The 16,625-nt window shown below is 64.4% G+C and carries 16 protein-coding genes; 15 read left to right on the top strand and 1 reads right to left on the bottom strand.

Translation table 11 applies throughout. The features are described from left to right. Positions 1 to 271: 271 nt before the first annotated feature. From JQ587_RS06470 to JQ587_RS06485, 4 genes are all read left to right on the top strand, one after another. Positions 272 to 889 (top strand): TetR/AcrR family transcriptional regulator, encoded by a 618-nt coding sequence (locus JQ587_RS06470; protein ID WP_212424757.1) that lies wholly within the window; start codon positions 272 to 274, stop codon positions 887 to 889. Positions 890 to 956: 67 nt separating this feature from the next. Continuing rightward, entirely contained in the window at positions 957 to 2,150 is a 1,194-nt protein-coding gene (locus JQ587_RS06475) for an MFS transporter (RefSeq protein ID WP_212424758.1), read from the top strand. A 139-nt stretch (positions 2,151 to 2,289) separates the two neighbouring features. Continuing rightward, positions 2,290 to 2,709, top strand: a complete 420-nt coding sequence (locus tag JQ587_RS06480) for a DUF4118 domain-containing protein (RefSeq protein ID WP_212424759.1) — start codon at positions 2,290 to 2,292, stop codon at positions 2,707 to 2,709. Positions 2,710 to 2,843: 134 nt separating this feature from the next. Next, a complete protein-coding gene (locus tag JQ587_RS06485; RefSeq protein WP_212297643.1) occupies positions 2,844 to 3,053 on the top strand; it encodes a hypothetical protein in 210 nt (69 codons plus the stop codon). A gap of 481 nt (positions 3,054 to 3,534) precedes the next feature. Here the strand turns inward: JQ587_RS06485 and JQ587_RS06490 are convergent, their stop codons facing one another. Next, on the bottom strand, positions 3,535 to 4,512 hold the full coding sequence (locus tag JQ587_RS06490; protein ID WP_212297644.1) for a LysR family transcriptional regulator: 978 nt from the start codon (positions 4,510 to 4,512) through the stop codon (positions 3,535 to 3,537). 119 nt (positions 4,513 to 4,631) lie between these two features. Here JQ587_RS06490 and JQ587_RS06495 point away from each other — a divergent pair, with 119 nt between their 5' ends. From JQ587_RS06495 to JQ587_RS06545, 11 genes are all read left to right on the top strand, one after another. Next, positions 4,632 to 5,669 (top strand): class 1 fructose-bisphosphatase, encoded by a 1,038-nt coding sequence (locus JQ587_RS06495; RefSeq protein WP_212297645.1) that lies wholly within the window; start codon positions 4,632 to 4,634, stop codon positions 5,667 to 5,669. A 12-nt stretch (positions 5,670 to 5,681) separates the two neighbouring features. Beyond that, entirely contained in the window at positions 5,682 to 6,557 is an 876-nt protein-coding gene (locus JQ587_RS06500; protein WP_212297646.1) for a phosphoribulokinase, read from the top strand. A gap of 28 nt (positions 6,558 to 6,585) precedes the next feature. Further along, positions 6,586 to 8,607, top strand: a complete 2,022-nt coding sequence (gene tkt, locus JQ587_RS06505) for a transketolase (RefSeq protein WP_212424760.1) — start codon at positions 6,586 to 6,588, stop codon at positions 8,605 to 8,607. 14 nt (positions 8,608 to 8,621) lie between these two features. Then, a complete protein-coding gene (fba, locus tag JQ587_RS06510; RefSeq protein ID WP_212297648.1) occupies positions 8,622 to 9,707 on the top strand; it encodes a class II fructose-bisphosphate aldolase in 1,086 nt (361 codons plus the stop codon). Positions 9,708 to 9,738: 31 nt separating this feature from the next. After that, entirely contained in the window at positions 9,739 to 11,199 is a 1,461-nt protein-coding gene (locus tag JQ587_RS06515; protein ID WP_212297649.1) for a form I ribulose bisphosphate carboxylase large subunit, read from the top strand. Between the two features lie 11 nt (positions 11,200 to 11,210). After that, entirely contained in the window at positions 11,211 to 11,618 is a 408-nt protein-coding gene (locus JQ587_RS06520) for a ribulose bisphosphate carboxylase small subunit (RefSeq protein WP_212424761.1), read from the top strand. Between the two features lie 98 nt (positions 11,619 to 11,716). Next, the gene (gene cbbX, locus JQ587_RS06525; protein WP_212424762.1) at positions 11,717 to 12,649 is read left to right on the top strand and encodes a CbbX protein; all 933 of its coding nucleotides are present in this window, start codon (positions 11,717 to 11,719) and stop codon (positions 12,647 to 12,649) included. Continuing rightward, positions 12,646 to 13,377, top strand: a complete 732-nt coding sequence (rpe, locus tag JQ587_RS06530; RefSeq protein WP_212424763.1) for a ribulose-phosphate 3-epimerase — start codon at positions 12,646 to 12,648, stop codon at positions 13,375 to 13,377. Before cbbX ends, rpe begins: the two co-directional genes overlap by 4 nt. Positions 13,378 to 13,555: 178 nt before the next feature. After that, positions 13,556 to 14,044 (top strand): FIST N-terminal domain-containing protein, encoded by a 489-nt coding sequence (locus JQ587_RS37130; protein WP_212424764.1) that lies wholly within the window; start codon positions 13,556 to 13,558, stop codon positions 14,042 to 14,044. Further along, a complete protein-coding gene (locus JQ587_RS36865) occupies positions 13,929 to 14,705 on the top strand; it encodes an FIST signal transduction protein (RefSeq protein WP_212424765.1) in 777 nt (258 codons plus the stop codon). The genes JQ587_RS37130 and JQ587_RS36865 overlap by 116 nt, the downstream gene beginning before the upstream one ends. Continuing rightward, a complete protein-coding gene (locus JQ587_RS06545) occupies positions 14,702 to 16,579 on the top strand; it encodes a putative bifunctional diguanylate cyclase/phosphodiesterase (RefSeq protein ID WP_212424766.1) in 1,878 nt (625 codons plus the stop codon). The genes JQ587_RS36865 and JQ587_RS06545 overlap by 4 nt, the downstream gene beginning before the upstream one ends. Positions 16,580 to 16,625: the final 46 nt, after the last annotated feature.

Below are 16,625 nucleotides of genomic sequence, written 5' to 3' on the forward strand. Positions count from 1 at the left end.
CGCCCCGCCGCCGACCGTCCAAGATCAGCGGCAGATGTGCCTAAGTCTTCCTCAAACCTAAACCGGACAGCCGTGGGCTTGACCGGACGATCCAGTATTCCAGAGGCGGTTGGGATTGAGCTGAAAGGCCGCGGCGTACTGGATTCCCCGCCTTCGCGGGAAACGACAGCGTCATTTGGAGAACACTCTAAGAGAGCCGGGACACGGCGCTCCATCCCCAATCACAACCACGTGTCTTTATTTGGAAACGATCATTCCCTATTATCCCGCAATGCAAAAGGCTGCCCGAAAATCCGACCCGACCCATCCACCCGGCCGTCCCCGGGAGTTTGACATGGACACCGCACTGGACGGCGCGATCCGGGTGTTTTGCGAGCGCGGCTATCATGCCACCTCGATCGGAGACCTCACGGCGGCGATGCGGCTTGCCACTGGCAGCGTCTACAAGGCGTTTCGCGACAAACATGCCGTCTTCCTGGCGGCCTTCGAGCGCTACGCCGCGGTGCGCCGGGAGCAGACCCGCAACGCGGCTGCGCGCGGCGCGAATGGCCGCGAGCAGGTGCGCCACGTGCTGCTGTCCTATGTCGAGCACTCCCAGGGCAGCGAGGGGCGACGCGGCTGCATCGTGGTCGGCAGTGCGGTCGAGCTGTCGGCGGTCGATCCGGCGATGCGCGCGCGTGTCACGGCGCAGCTCAAGACCAACGAGAGCTTCATCGCCGGCCTCATTCGCGAAGGACACGCCGACGGGTCGATCCCTCGCCATGTCGAAGCCGACGACACCGCGCGGCTGATGATCTGCCTGACGCAGGGCCTGCGTGTTGTCGGCAAGGCGCGGCTGCCGCTCAACGGCGACCGCCTGGTCGGCGTCGCGATGAGGCTGCTGGCTTGAATTCTTGTCAAATTAGGAAACGAGCGTTTCCTATATGTGGAGTTTATGACTTGTCGGAGTGTTTGGAATGACGATGAATGCCACCATCGAGACCGCGCCGGAGACGGATGCGGTGTCGCGACGACTGACCTTCGTGCTGGCCGCGGCCTGTGGCATGGTCGCCGCCAACATCTACTATGCCCAGCCGCTGATCGCCCCGATCAGCGCCGCGCTCGGCCTGTCGCATGCGGCCGCAGGCCTGATCGTGACCATGACGCAGATCGGTTACGGCACCGGGCTGCTCTTCATCGTGCCGCTCGGCGATCTCGTCGAGAATCGCGCGCTGATCTGCACCGTCATCGCGCTCGGCGCGGCGGCGCTGCTCGCGGCCGCGTTTGCGACCCATGCGCTGCCGTTCCTGATCGCAGCACTGTTCATCGGCCTCGGCTCGGTCGCGGTGCAGATCATCATCCCCTATGCCGCCCATCTGGCGCCGGAAGCCGTTCGCGGCCGCGTCGTCGGCAACGTCTCGACCGGCCTGATGCTCGGCATCATGCTGGCGCGCCCGGTGTCGAGCTTCGTCACCGCGGCCTCGTCGTGGCATGCGGTGTTCTTCTGCTCGGCGGCGTTGATGATCGTCCTCGCAATCGTGCTGCGCCTCACGCTGCCGAAGCGCAGGCCGGTGGCGCGCATGCATTACGGCGCGCTGCTGCTGTCGATGCCGCATCTGGTGCGCACCACACCGCTGCTGCGCCGCCGCGCGCTTTACCAAGCCGGCCTGTTCGGCGCCTTCACGCTGTTCTGGACAGTGGTGCCGCTGCAGCTCGTCAGTCAGTTCGGCTTCACCCAGCGCGGCATTGCCTTGTTCGCGCTCGCCGGCGTGTCCGGCGTGTTCGCGGCGCCGATCGCAGGACGGCTCGCCGATCGCGGCCACAGCCGCATCGCCACGCTCGCCGCGATGCTGTTCGTTGCCCTGGGCTTCCTGGTGACCCATGTCGGGGTGGCCGGCTCGGCGCTCAATCTCGCCGGCCTCGTCGTGGCGGCGATCGCGATCGATTTCGGCGTGCAGGGCAATGTGGTGCTCGGCTTCCGCGCGATCTTCGTGCTCGGGCACGAGCACCGCAGCCGCCTCAACGGCCTCTATATGGCGACGTTCTTCGCGGCCGGCGCCGCCGGATCCGGGCTCGGCGCCTGGGCATTCGCGCAAGGCGGCTGGACGCTGGCCTCGGCCATTGGCCTTGCGCTGCCGGTCGCAAGCCTGATCTACGCGGTAACCGAATAGCGGTACGATTGTGTGCCGTCGCTGTTTACCAAGCGGCGGAGACGGCGGCACGGAGGAGGCAATTTCCACCTCGCAGATTCCCTGCTTCTGTAGTACTTTGGTCGCAAGCAGCCTGGTTAACGGCGGCAGGGGAGGCCTTATGAGGCGTGCGGGACTGTATGGCGTACCGCGGGTACGGCCATGGTCGTGGCAGGCATTTCTGCTCGGATTTATCGTAGTCGCAGCATCGGCTGCGCTTCAAGGCGTCTGCGTCGCGCTCGGTGCAAAGCTCTATTTCGCGGCGTTCCTGCCCAGCCTGTTCGTGCTCGGCATCGTCGCGGGCGTGCCGGCAGCGATGTTCGCCGCGCTGCTCACCATTCCGCTGGTATGGTGGGCGTTCATGCCGCCCTTCTTCGAGTTCACGGCGCTCTCCAGCGCGAACGCTGATTCCATCAATTTGTTCTGCCTGCTCGCCGTGCTGCTGATCGGCCTTGCCGATCTCTGCCGCGCGAGCATGACGATCAACAGCCGCGGCAGGTTGAAGTCGTCAGGCGAGAGCGCGGCAACGAATTCGCAATAAACAAGGCGTGTGCCATCGGCCGTTGCGCTCGCGCAACACTCGGGCAACCATCCGCGCGCCTGGATCGCGCCGCTAACTTTTCGAAAAAGATTTGGCCGCAATTTCTCCCGCGGGAATACGAGGGAGTTTTCGACATGAACGGCCAGATCAACGGACAGGCCATCTTTGAGAACGTGCGCCGCTACCGCGGCATCGCATCGCTCTATCGCCAGACCGCGGCGTTTCGGCCGGGCCAGCGCTGGTCACTGCTGGAGCAGGCCAGCGAGTGGGAAGCCCGCGCGCTGTCGGAGCTCGAAGCCTATTTCGCCGGTCGGGTGGACTACGCTGCTCCGCTCGCTGCCTGAGCATTAACCATCCGACGCGAACGTCAGCGAAGGGATCGCTGACGTCAAACGATCAGAATCGGTAGCTCGCCTGAACCCTCACCGTGCGTCCGTCGGCTGCGATGCAGTTCATCGCGCCCTCCCTCACACTTCAAAGCTTGCCCGATTCCCCAAGGATGCGGCCGGATGCGGGCAAGGAGCATCCGTGCACGCGAAGTCACTGCGTGCATGAACAAGTCGCGCGCTCAGCAATTCCTGAATGTCGGATTTGAATCGTTCGAAACATCTCGGGTTCCGGTGATCTGGTCGCGCGCGGAGTCCGTGGCGACTACGGAGTTGCCCCGCTGCGTCCGTGTGCTAGCAACTTGCCCGAATCTCCACGATGGCCGGGGCAAGCGATGGCGACCTTCAACCGCATCTTCACGACAGAGCGTCTGCTCCAGATCATCCTCATTCTGGCGGCGACGGTCGCGATGAAGCTGATGGTCTGAACGCCGGCTTGCTATCGCTCGCCGAAATCGGGCACCTCGGGCAGATAGTTCGAGCCTTCCGATCCGAGGAAGTCGAACATCGCCTGCGCCGGCGGCAGCAGCACCTTGTCGCTGCGGCGGATCACGTACCATTGCCGCACGATCGGCAGGCCCGCGACGTCGAGCACGATCAGGCGGCCTTCCGCCAGTTCGTGCGCAACTGTGTGTGCCGAGATGAAGGCGATGCCGAGACCTGCGATGACCGCCTGCTTGATGGTCTCGTTGCTGCTCATCTCCATGCCGATGATCGGCTCGAGATCCGACTTCTGGAACATCCCCTCCATCAGCGTGCGCGTGCCCGAGCCGGGTTCTCGGGTGAGGAAGGTCTCGTGCACGAGATCGGTCAGGCTGAGGCCTGAATCCTTTTCCAGCCAGTGACCCTTGCGTGCGACGATGATGTGCGGATTGCGCCCGAGCTGACGCACGTCGACGCTGACATCGGCCGGCGGCCGACCCATCACCGCGAAGTCGAGGTCGTAGCCGTGCATGGCCTCGCGGATCTCCTCGCGGTTGCCGATGGTGAGCTTGATCTCGATCTTCGGTGAGCGCTTGGAGAAGGCCGCGATCGCGTGCGGCACGAAATATTTCGCGGTCGACACTGCGCCAAGATGCACCGTGCCGCCGGTCTTCCCGGCAAGAAGGTCAAGCGCGCCCTGGCAGTCCGTGATCGCGGCTTCGACGCGCTCGGCGAGCGCCAGCACCTCGCGGCCTGCTTCGGTCAACAGCATGCCGTCGCCGGTCCGCTGCACCAAGGGCAGGCCGGCGAGGTCCTGAAGCTGCCGGAGCTGCTGGGTCACGGCCGGCTGCGTCAGCCCGAGCTGGGTCGACGCCGCGGTGACGCTGCCCTTGGCCGACAGTGCCGCAAGCGACCGCAGCTGCCGGATCGTCAGATGCCGGAGCTGGGCCGCCGCATGGCCGGGTCCATTATAAGAAAAATCTTTGACACTCATTATGATTAGAAATTTTCCTTATTAAGTGCGCCCTGTCAATCTCCTGATGCCGGGACTGACCGCACCGACCTCCAGAGGGGAGGGAACTGGATGCGGCGCCCGCAAGGGGATGAACGCAGATGACCGGGCAACTCAGGCTGGATGACCACCTTCAACGGTATTCCGAGACGGCGCCACACGCGCTGGCGGTGGCCGCTGCAGTCGATGCCATCGCGGCGGCTGCGATCGAGATCGCCGACCTCATCGCCACCGGCGATCTTGCGGATGCCTCGGGCCTGACCACGGGCCGCAACAGCGACGGCGACGTCCAGCGCGATCTCGACGTGCAGGCCGATGCGATCCTGCGCCGCTGCCTGAGCAGGCAGCCGATCGCCGCGCTCGCCTCGGAGGAGATGCGCGAGCCTCAGATCTGCGACCGCGAAGCAAAGATCTGCGTTGCGATCGACCCGCTGGATGGCTCCTCCAACATCGACATCAACATGACCGTCGGCACGATCTTCTCGATCCTGCCTTCGCTCGATGATCTCTCCCTCGCCTTCCATCAGCGCGGGTCGGCGCAGCTCGCGGCAGGGTTCATCACCTATGGTCCGCAGGTCTCGCTGGTGCTGACGCTCGGCGAGGGTGTCGACATCTTCACCCTCGACCGCAAGTCCGGCTGTTTCCGTCTGGCGCGGAGCGGCGTGCAAATCTCCGAGGCCAGCGAGGAGTTCGCAATCAACGCCTCCAACCGCCGCCATTGGGATGCACCGGTGCGAGCCTTTGTCGACGAGTGCCTCGCCGGTGTCGACGGGCCCGCCAACCACAATTTCAACATGCGCTGGATCGGCTCGCTGGTGGCGGAAGCCTATCGCATCCTGACCCGCGGCGGCGTGTTCCTCTATCCGTCCGATGCGCGGCCTGGCTACGGCGACGGCCGCCTGCGTCTCGTCTACGAGGCGCACCCGATGGCCATGATCATCGAGCAGGCCGGCGGCTCGGCCTCCACCGGCCGCGAGCGCATCCTCGATCTCTCAGCGCAAACCCTGCACCAGCGCGTGCCGCTGATCATGGGTTCCAGCAATGAGGTGCGGCGCGTCGCCGAACTGCATTGTGATCCGCTGCTGGTTGCCAGCGTCTCCGCACCGCTGTTCGCGCGTCGCGGCTTCTTCCGGCTGTGAGGGAGGTGACCCATGTCCAGGAAGCATCCGATTATCTCGATCACCGGCTCCTCCGGCGCCGGCACGACCTCGGTCAAGAAGACGTTTGAGCAGATCTTCTTCCGCGAGAAGGTCAACGCCGTCTACATCGAGGGCGACGCCTTTCATCGCTACGACCGCGCCGAGATGCGCGCACAGATGGCCACGGAGGCCGAGCGCGGCAACAAGCACTTCAGCCATTTCAGCCCCGAGACCAATCTGTTCGAGGAACTCGAGCGGGCCTTTCGCGACTACGGCGAGACGGGCTCCGCGACGACGCGGCACTATGTGCATGATGCCGAGGAATCCGCATTGCATGGCGCGGCCCCCGGCACTTTCACCGAATGGGAGCGGCTGCCGGAGAACTCGGACCTGTTGTTCTACGAGGGCCTGCACGGGGCCGTCGTCACGGACAGGGTGAATGTTGCGCGCTATGCCGACCTCAAGATCGGCGTCGTGCCCGTCATCAATCTGGAATGGATCCAGAAGCTGCACCGTGACCGTAGCGCGCGCGGCTATTCGACCGAGGCCGTCACCGACACCATTCTGCGGCGGATGCCGGATTACATCCACTACATCTGCCCGCAATTCACCGAGACCGACATCAACTTCCAGCGCGTGCCGACGGTGGACACCTCCAATCCGTTCATTGCGCGCTGGATCCCGACGCCGGACGAATCGATGGTCGTGATCCGGTTCAAGAACCCGCGGGGCATCGATTTCCCTTATCTGCTGTCGATGTTGCCGCACAGCTTCATGTCGCGCGCGAACTCGATCGTTTGCCCGGGTGCGAAGCTCGATTTGGCCATGCAGCTGATCCTGACGCCGCTGATCATGCAGCTGATCGAGCGCAAGCGGAGCCTGAAGTGATCCGCAAGACCAACAATTGGAGGATCTGATGAATATCTCGGTTCATGCCGACGCCGACCTCACGGCAGTCGCGCACAGTGATCTCGCCAACGCCGTCCGCTTCCTCGCGGTCGATGCCATCGAGACCTCGCAGTCCGGACATCCCGGCCTGCCCATGGGCATGGCCGACGTCGCGACCGTGCTGTTCTCGCGCTTCCTCAAATTCGACTCGGCGCACCCGAACTGGCCGGATCGCGACCGCTTCGTGCTGTCGGCGGGCCATGGCTCGATGCTGCTCTATGCGCTGCTGCATCTGACCGGCGGCGATGTCAGTCTCGACGACATCAAGGCCTTCCGGCAATGGGGCTCGAAGACACCGGGCCATCCGGAATACGGCCACACGCCTGGTGTCGAGACCACCACCGGTCCGCTCGGACAGGGCATTGCAACGGCGGTCGGCATGGCGCTCGCCGAGCGCATGGCCAACGCGCGTCATGGCGATGGCCTCGTCGATCACTTCACTTATGTGATCGCCGGCGACGGCTGCCTGATGGAGGGCATCAGCCAGGAGGCGATCTCGCTCGCGGGCCATCTCAAGCTTGGCCGCCTCATCGTGCTGTTCGACGACAACGGCATCTCCATCGATGGGCCGACGTCGCTTGCGACATCCGATGACCAGCTCGCGCGCTTTGCTGCGTCCGGCTGGTCGGTGCGGCGCGTCGACGGACACGACCCCGAAGCCGTTGCGCAGGCGATCGCGGAAGAGCGCGACACTGCAAAACCGTCGCTGATCGCCTGTCGCACCATCATCGGCTACGGCGCGCCGGACCGGCAGGGCACCGAGAAGGCGCATGGCGCGCCGCTCGGCACCGAGCAGGCCGCAGCAGCGCGGCGGACGCTGGGCTGGGACTACCAACCTTTCGTCGTGCCGATTCCCGTCGCGAAGGCGTGGCGAATGATTGGGCAGCGCGGGCAGGTCGAGCGTCTCGCCTGGCTCGACCGCTATGAAGATGCGACACCGGAGCAACGCGAGCTGTTCATCGAGGGCAAGCCGGTTGCCCTGCCGAACGCCTATGCCCAGGCCTCGGCGAAATTGCGCGAGCGATTTGCCACCGAGCGCCCCAAGCTCGCGACGCGGCAGGCCTCGCAACAGGTGCTCGACGGCATCGCGACAACGATCCCCGGATTTGTCGGCGGCTCAGCTGATCTGACCCATTCGAACCTGACGCATGCCAAGGCACAAGCGCCCGTCCGACGTGATGCATTCGCCGGTGACTACATTCACTACGGCATCCGCGAGCACGGCATGGCCGCCGCAATGAACGGCCTCGCGCTCCACGGTGGCTTCATTCCCTATGGCGGCACGTTCCTCGCATTCTCCGACTACAGCCGGCCGGCGATCCGCCTCGCGGCCCTGATGCGGCTGCGCGTCATCCATGTGATGACGCACGATTCCATTGGGCTCGGCGAAGACGGCCCGACGCATCAGCCGGTCGAGCACCTCGCGGCGCTGCGCGTCATTCCCAACTTGCTAGTGTTCCGCCCCGCAGACGCGGTCGAGACGTTGGAGGCCTGGGACTGCGCGCTCGAAGCGAAGAATCGTCCTTCCGTGCTTTGTCTATCGCGTCAGGCGCTGCCGACCTTCCGCAGCGACGTCCGCGGCAGGAATCGCGTTGCGCGGGGTGCCTATCTGATCGTCTCGCCGGACGGCGGCCGCGATGTCACGCTGATGGCAACGGGCTCGGAAGTCTCGATCGCGCTGGAAGCTGCACGCCTGCTCGCGACCGAGCACGTTCGTGCGGCTGTGGTGTCCGCGCCGTGCTTCGCGCTGTTCGAGGAGCAGCCGGACGATTATCGCGCGACCGTTCTCGGCGCCGCGCCCCGGGTCGGCATCGAAGCCGCGGTCGCTGGCGACTGGCATCGCTGGATCGGCGCTGACGGCGAGTTCGTCGGCATGCGCGGCTTCGGCGCCTCGGCGCCGGCGCCGGTGCTCTACCGGGAATTCGGCATCACGCCGCAAAGCGTTGCCGAAGCCGCCCGCCGGGCAATCGCCCGCGCCCGCAAGCCATAACAGGAGGACTCTTCGTGGCCCGTATCACCCTTCGCCAACTGCTCGATCACGCCGCCGGCCATGGCTACGCGGTGCCGGCGTTCAATATCAACAACATGGAGCAAGGCATCGCGATCATGCAGGCGGCGGCCGAGGTCGACGCGCCGGTGATCATCCAGGCCTCGCGCGGCGCGCGCAGCTATGCCGGCGATCTCATGCTGTCGCACATGATCGACGCGCTGGAGCGGACCTATCCCGACATCCCCCTGTGCATGCACCAGGACCACGGCAATGACGAGGCGACCTGTGCCTCCGCCATTGCCCACGGCTTTACCTCGGTGATGATGGACGGCTCGCTCAAGGCCGATGCCAAGACCGCGGCGGATTACGACTACAACGTCGCCATCACCCGCCGCGTCGTCGATCTCGCCCATTGGACCGGCGCCTCTGTCGAAGGCGAGCTCGGGGTGCTCGGCTCGCTCGAGCATGGCGGCGGCGAGCAGGAGGACGGGCATGGCGTCGAGGGCAAGGTCAGCCACGACCAGCTCCTGACCGATCCCGACCAGGCCGTCGATTTCGTCCGCGCCACCAAGGTGGATGCACTCGCGATCGCGATGGGCACCTCGCACGGCGCTTACAAGTTCAGTCGCAAGCCCGACGGTGACATCCTGGCGATGCGGGTGGTCGAGGAGATCCACCGCCGGCTGCCGAACACGCATCTGGTGATGCACGGCTCATCCTCCGTGCCGCAGCCGCTGCAGGACATGTTCAACCAGTTCGGCGGCGAGATGCCGCAGACTTGGGGCGTGCCAGTCGAAGAAATCGTCCGTGGCATCAAAAGCGGCGTGCGCAAGGTCAACATTGATACCGATTGCCGCCTGGCGATGACCGCAGTGTTTCGGAAAGTGGCTGCGCAATCGCGCTCCGAGTTCGATCCGCGCAAGTTCTTGAAACCCGCGATGGACGCAATGCGCGAGCTATGCCGTGACCGTTTCGAGCAGTTCGGCACTGCGGGCAACGCCAGCAAGATCAAGGTCGTTCCCTTGAGTGAGATGGCACGGCGCTACCGTACCGGCGAGCTCGATCCGCGCACCGGCGCGCGCGAGCCGGTCGCAGCCTAATCATTCAGAGAGAGAAGAGCAGGAGAGAGCCATGAATGCACATGCAGGAACCGTCCGCGGCAAGGAGCGCTATCGATCGGGCACGATGGAATACGCGCGCATGGGCTATTGGGAGCCCGAATACACGCCGAAGGACACCGACGTCATCGCGCTGTTCCGCGTGACGCCGCAGGAAGGTGTCGACCCGATCGAGGCGTCAGCGGCCGTGGCCGGCGAATCCTCGACCGCGACCTGGACGGTGGTTTGGACCGATCGCCTGACGGCGGCCGAGAAATATCGCGCCAAGTGCTACCGCGTCGATCCGGTGCCGGGCACGCCGGGCTCGTATTTCGCTTATATCGCCTATGACCTCGACCTGTTCGAGCCCGGTTCGATCGCGAACCTCTCGGCGTCCATCATCGGCAATGTGTTCGGCTTCAAGCCGCTCAAGGCGCTGCGCCTGGAGGACATGCGCTTCCCGGTTGCCTATGTGAAGACGTTCCAGGGGCCGGCGACCGGCATCGTGGTCGAGCGCGAGCGGCTCGACAAATTCGGCCGGCCGCTGCTGGGCGCAACGGTCAAACCGAAGCTCGGGCTTTCGGGCCGCAATTACGGCCGCGTCGTCTACGAGGCGCTGAAGGGCGGACTCGATTTCACCAAGGACGACGAGAACATCAACTCACAGCCCTTCATGCACTGGCGCGACCGCTTCCTCTATTGCATGGAGGCCGTGAACCGCGCGCAGGCAGCCTCAGGCGAGGTGAAAGGCACCTACCTGAACATCACTGCAGGCACGATGGAGGACATGTACGAGCGCGCCGAATTCGCCAAGGAGCTCGGGTCGTGCATCGTCATGATCGACCTCGTGATCGGCTACACCGCGATCCAGTCGATGGCCAAGTGGGCGCGCCGCAACGACATGATCCTGCATCTGCATCGCGCCGGTCACTCGACCTATACGCGGCAGAAGAGCCACGGCGTGTCGTTCCGCGTCATCGCCAAGTGGATGCGGCTCGCGGGCGTCGACCACATCCATGCCGGCACGGTGGTCGGCAAGCTGGAAGGCGATCCCAACACCACGCGCGGCTACTACGACGTCTGCCGCGAGGATTTCAATCCGACCAAGCTCGAGCATGGCCTGTTCTTCGACCAGTCCTGGGCGAGCCTGAACAAGATGATGCCGGTGGCGTCCGGCGGCATCCATGCCGGCCAGATGCATCAGCTGCTCGATCTGCTCGGCGAGGACGTCGTTCTGCAATTCGGCGGTGGCACCATCGGTCATCCCATGGGCATTGCGGCCGGCGCGATCGCCAACCGCGTGGCGCTGGAAGCCATGATCCTCGCCCGCAACGAGGGGCGTGACTACGTCCACGAGGGTCCGGAGATCCTCGCCAAGGCGGCGCAGACCTGCACGCCGCTGAAGTCGGCGCTCGAGGTCTGGAAGGACGTGACTTTCAACTATCAATCCACCGACACGCCGGACTTCGTGCCGACCGCGCTCGAAACCGTTTGAGGAGACGCAGCATGAAACTCACTCAGGGTTGCTTTTCGTTCCTGCCTGATCTCACCGACGACCAGATCACCAAGCAGGTGCAGTACTGCCTTGGCAACGGCTGGGCGGTGAACATCGAATTCACCGATGATCCGCATCCCCGCAATACCTATTGGGAGATGTGGGGTTTGCCGATGTTCGATCTCCAGGACGCCGCCGGCGTGATGATGGAGCTCGCGGAGTGCCGCAGGGTGTATGGCGACCGCTACATCCGCATCAGCGGATTCGATTCCAGCCACGGTTGGGAATCGGTGCGGATCTCCTTCCTGGTCAACCGCCCGCCGCAGGAGGCCGAGTTCGAGCTGGTGCGGCAGGAGGTCGGCGGCCGCGCGATCCGGTACAGCACGGTTCGCAAGGTGGCCACTCACGCCCCGCAATAGCCATTCTTCTCCGCGCGGAGCGCTCCCTGCTCCGTATCCTTGGCGGACCACTGCTTCGCCGCTTCCCCCGCGGCGAAGCTCTTTTCTTCGAGGTGCCGATGCTCGACGTTCCCCACGCGACGACCGCAGAAAGCAACGAGACCAGTTTCGATCTCCGCAAGGAGGCCGAGGCTGCCGGGATTACCGACACGCTGCAACAGCTCGAGCAGGAATTGATCGGGCTCAAGCCGGTCAAGAACCGCGTGCGCCAGATCGCCTCGCTGCTGCTGATCGAACGCATCCGGCAGCGCGCCGGCCTGGCATCGGCGCCACCGACACTGCACATGTCGTTCACCGGAAATCCCGGCACCGGCAAGACCACGGTGGCGCTGCGCATGGCAAAGATCCTGCACGGCCTCGGCTTTGTGCGGCGCGGGCAGGTGATCTCGGTGACGCGTGACGATCTCGTCGGGCAATATATCGGCCACACCGCGCCGAAGACGAAGGAGATCCTGAAGAAGGCGATGGGAGGCGTGCTGTTCATCGACGAGGCCTATTACCTGCACCGCCCCGACAACGAGCGCGACTACGGCCAGGAGGCGATCGAGATCCTGCTCCAGGTGATGGAGAACCAGCGTGAGGACCTCGTCGTGATCCTCGCCGGCTACGGCGAGCGGATGACGAGCTTCTTCGCTTCCAATCCCGGTTTCCGCTCGCGCATCGCTCATCACATCGAGTTTCCGGATTATGCGGAAGCCGAGCTGCTGGTGATCGCCGAGCTGATGCTGAAAGAGCGCGGCTATCGCTTCTCGAAGGCGGCTCGCGAGGCTTTTGAGAGGTACATCGCATTGCGCCGGACGCAGCCGTTCTTCTCCAACGCGCGCTCGATCCGCAATGCTGTCGACCGCATCCGCCTGCGGCAGGCCGATCGCCTGGTGTCCGATCTTGATCGCATGCTCGATGTCGCCGATCTTGAAACGATTGATCCCGCTGATGTCCTGGCGAGCCGCGTCTTCAGCGGCGGCGCTGACGCGCGGAGTGTCAAGCCATGACCCGGGAGATCATCATCGCTCCTTCGATCCTGGCCGCTGATTTTGCGCGCCTCGGTGAAGAGGTGACCGCGATTGACACAGCTGGGGCCGATTGGATCCATTGCGACGTGATGGACGGGCACTTCGTTCCGAACATCAGCTTTGGCGCCGATGTCATCAAATCGATCCGGCCGCTGACGAAGAAGACCTTCGACGTGCATTTGATGATCGCACCTGTTGATCCCTATCTGGACGCGTTCGCGAAGGCGGGAGCCGATGTCATTACCGTGCATGCCGAGGCGGGCGCGCATCTCGATCGTTCGTTGCAGGCGATCCGTGCGCTCGGCAAGAAGGCGGGTGTCAGCCTGTGCCCCGCGACGCCCGAAAGCGCGATCGAATATGTGCTCGATCGTCTCGATTTGGTGCTGGTGATGACGGTCAACCCGGGCTTCGGCGGCCAGTCCTTCCTCGAATCCCAACTCGAGAAGATCGCGCGGCTGCGGAGCATGATCGGCGAGCGGCCGATCCGGCTCGAGGTCGATGGCGGCGTCACGCGCGACAATGCGGCGGCGGTTGCCGCCGCAGGCGCAGATACGCTTGTGGCGGGTTCCGCTGTGTTTCGGGGCAAGAGCAACGCCGACTATGCCGACAACATCGCTGCCATTCGCGTTGCGGCAGAGTCCGGCCGGGTTCCGCGCGAAAGTTCCGTGCAGCCGGGACGTGCCGGCGAACGCGTGCGGGCCCGCTAGATTACGGACGCATTGCGCGTGCACGGGACAGTTCCCCGCGGTCCTACGGAGAATCGATCGCAAATCGGCAACAGCCTTCATGCCGGGGTAACCAACGGTCGTGAAGCAGGTGCCCGATTAACGGCGGCGCAATGCGCCGCGACACAATCTGTGGTTCAAGGACTGCAGAGAGTGTGGGATGCAGATTCAATATCGTCACTGGAATGCAGCTCATGGCTGGCGCGGAGCGAACGCCCTGCGCGAGCCTGCCCAGCTCGTGCTTTATTTCGGCAGTCGGCAGGCGCTGGCCAGCGGAGCGCGCTATCGCGAGCTGCGTGGTCTTTATCCCGATAGTCACATCGTGGGATGCAGCACCGGTGGACAGATCCATGGCGACGACATCAGTGACGATGAAGTGGTCGCTGTGGCCCTGCGTTTCGCGCATACGCAGGTGCGAGTGGTGAACGAAGTCATCGAATCGCGCGAGACGTCGCGGGCTTGCGGCGCCCGTCTCGCCCGCCAGGTGATGGCGGAGGCTGGCGGGGCTGTTCGTTCTGTCCGACGGATTGAGCGTGAACGGCACGGAGCTGCTTGCCGGCCTGACCGAGTTGCTCGGGCCGAATTTGCCCGTCACCGGCGGCCTTGCCGGCGACGGTGCTCAGTTCGAGCAGACATTGGTGGGGGCTGATGGTGAGCCTTTGCAGAACCGCGTTGCTGCAGTCGGATTCTATGGCAATTCCTTTCGTTTCACGCATGGCTGCGCCGGTGGTTGGGACGTGTTCGGCCCACGGCGCAAGGTGACGAAGTCGAACGGCCCGGTGGTCGAGGAACTCGACGGCAGTCCGCCGCTGGATCTCTACACGCGGTATCTCGGCGAGGAAGAGGTCGCGGCGATGCCCGGCTCGGGCCTTGCGTTTCCGTTGCGTATCCACGACGAGTCCGAGCCCGACCGGCAGATCGTGCGTTCCGTCTTCGCCGTGGACCACAGTGCCCGCACGCTGACGTTTGCGGCCGACATTCCGGAAGGGTGCACCGCACAGCTGATGCGCGCCAATTTCGACAGTCTCGCGGCAGGCGCGGGCGAAGCGGGCCGGCAGGCGCGCCGCGCACTTGCAGACGAGATCGCAGGCGACAAGCTTGCGATCCTGGTGAGCTGCACCGGCCGTCGCAAGGTCATGGGGCAGCGCACGCAGGATGAGCTCGACGCGGTTGCCGCCGAACTCGGCGACGACGTCACCCGTATCGGCTTCTATTCTTACGGCGAGATCGCGCCTCCGGTGGCCTCCGGTCGCTGCGAGTTGCACAACCAGACCATGACGGTCACGATGATCGCGGAGGCGGCAGCGTGACCACGCATCGCCTGTTGGCAAGGCAGATCAGGCAGGCGACGGACGAGTCCGGGCAGGTCGACCTGACCAGGCTCGGCGAGCTTGTCAGCGCGGCTTATGAGGAGAGCGACGGCGATCGCCGGCGCACCGACCGCGCAATCAAGCTGATGATCGAGGAGCTCGAGCAGACGCACAAGCGCGCCGAGCAGGACCTGTTGCGCGCGCGCGAATTTCTCGACAGCATCATCGAGAACATCCCGATCGCGGTGTTCGCAAAGGACGCGAAGGATTCGCGGTACATCCTGCTCAACCGGGCCGGCGAAGACTATTACGGCATACCCCGCGAGGAGATGCTCGGGAGGACCCCGGAGCAGATTTTTCCCGACGACATTGCCCGCGTCGTCAGCGAGCAGGACCGACGTGTGGTCGACAGCGGCACCCCGATGTTCCTGGAAGGGCATGTGCTCGAGGTCGGCGTCAAGGGCCACGATCGCGTCGTCAATTCGCGCAAACTGTTGATCAGAGACAGCAACGGCGCAGCACAATATCTGGTCGGCGTGATCGAGGACGTCACCGAGCGGATCACGAACGAAGCGCGGATTAGTCATCTCGCTCACCATGACGCGTTGACCGACCTGCCGAACCGCAGCGCTTTCAACGCGGCGCTGGACGAGCGGCTCGAGCGGGCTCAGGAAGCCTCGACCAGCTTTGCCGTCCTCAGCCTGGATCTCGACCGCTTCAAGGATGTCAACGACGTGTTCGGTCACCCCGTCGGCGACATGATGATGCGGGCGGCCGCCGATCGTCTTGTCGCGGAGGCCGATTGCGCTTTCGTCGCCCGCATCGGCGGCGACGAGTTCATGATCCTGATGCCCGATGACATCAGGCGTGAAGACGTGCTCTCGCTCGCCGAGCGTCTGGTCGAGACGATCGGCAAAGAGCTCGAGGTCGACGATTATCTTTCCCATGTCGGCCTCAGTGTCGGCATCGCGGTCTATCCGGACGATGGCGTCGATGCGGCGACCCTGCTTGCGAACGCCGATTCGGCGCTCTATCGCGCCAAGCGCGAGGGCCGGGCCAGGGTTTGCTTCTTCGAAACCGCGATGGACCGCGAGCTGCGCGATCGCAGGCTGTTGCAGCATGATCTGCGTCACGCGCTCGAGCAGAACCAGTTTCAGGTCTACTTCCAGCCGCAGGCGCGAATGGACGGAGAAATCATCGGCTTCGAGGCGCTGTTGCGCTGGAACCATCCGATGCGGGGCTTTGTGCCACCCGACCAGTTCATTCCGCTTGCCGAGGAGAACGGGCAGATCATCGAGATTGGTGAATGGGTGTTGCGTGAGGCCTGCCGCGAGGCGGCGTCGTGGCCGCGGCCATTGCAGGTTGCGGTCAACCTGTCCCCGATCCAGTTCCAGGCCGGCGACCTCGAGCGCTCCATCCACCAGATCCTGCTGGAGACGGGGCTCGCGCCGATGCGCCTCGAGGTCGAGATCACTGAGGGCGTGCTGATCGGCGATTTCACGCGCGCGCTCAATCTGCTGCGGCGGCTGAAGGCGCTCGGCATCCGCATCGCGATGGATGATTTCGGGACAGGGTACTCATCGCTGTCCTATCTGCAGTCGTTTCCGTTCGACAAGATCAAGATCGATCGCAGCTTCATTCTGAACCTCGAGGCAACGCCGCAATCGGCCGAGATCGTCCGCGCGGTTCTGAGTCTCGCTCACGCCCTGCACATTCCGGTCGTCGCGGAAGGGGTGGAGACGGAGGCGCAGCGCGCCTTCCTGGAGCGCGAGGCTTGCGAGGAGATGCAGGGCTATCTGATCGGGCGGCCCGAACCAATCGAACAGTATTCGAATTTGATCGGCATCAACGTCGAACGCCGCCGCTACGCATAAAATTGCACTGCAAGTTCCACGATCGGTTCGCCGACAGGAACTATCG

The sequence above is a fragment of the Bradyrhizobium manausense genome (genome assembly GCF_018130615.1).
GTDB classification, from domain to species: Bacteria; Pseudomonadota; Alphaproteobacteria; order Rhizobiales; family Xanthobacteraceae; genus Bradyrhizobium; species Bradyrhizobium manausense_A.

Coding starts and splice junctions, on each gene's coding strand:
- JQ587_RS06475 (WP_212424758.1), top strand. CDS start 957: ATGACGATGAATGCCACCATCGAGACCGCGCCGGAGACGGATGCGGTG.
- JQ587_RS06495 (WP_212297645.1), top strand. CDS start 4,632: ATGACCGGGCAACTCAGGCTGGATGACCACCTTCAACGGTATTCCGAG.
- JQ587_RS37130 (WP_212424764.1), top strand. CDS start 13,556: ATGCAGATTCAATATCGTCACTGGAATGCAGCTCATGGCTGGCGCGGA.
- cbbX (WP_212424762.1), top strand. CDS start 11,717: ATGCTCGACGTTCCCCACGCGACGACCGCAGAAAGCAACGAGACCAGT.
- JQ587_RS06470 (WP_212424757.1), top strand. CDS start 272: ATGCAAAAGGCTGCCCGAAAATCCGACCCGACCCATCCACCCGGCCGT.
- rpe (WP_212424763.1), top strand. CDS start 12,646: ATGACCCGGGAGATCATCATCGCTCCTTCGATCCTGGCCGCTGATTTT.
- JQ587_RS06520 (WP_212424761.1), top strand. CDS start 11,211: ATGAAACTCACTCAGGGTTGCTTTTCGTTCCTGCCTGATCTCACCGAC.
- JQ587_RS06485 (WP_212297643.1), top strand. CDS start 2,844: ATGAACGGCCAGATCAACGGACAGGCCATCTTTGAGAACGTGCGCCGC.
- JQ587_RS06500 (WP_212297646.1), top strand. CDS start 5,682: ATGTCCAGGAAGCATCCGATTATCTCGATCACCGGCTCCTCCGGCGCC.
- JQ587_RS06490 (WP_212297644.1), bottom strand. CDS start 4,512: ATGAGTGTCAAAGATTTTTCTTATAATGGACCCGGCCATGCGGCGGCC.
- JQ587_RS06515 (WP_212297649.1), top strand. CDS start 9,739: ATGAATGCACATGCAGGAACCGTCCGCGGCAAGGAGCGCTATCGATCG.
- JQ587_RS06480 (WP_212424759.1), top strand. CDS start 2,290: ATGAGGCGTGCGGGACTGTATGGCGTACCGCGGGTACGGCCATGGTCG.
- tkt (WP_212424760.1), top strand. CDS start 6,586: ATGAATATCTCGGTTCATGCCGACGCCGACCTCACGGCAGTCGCGCAC.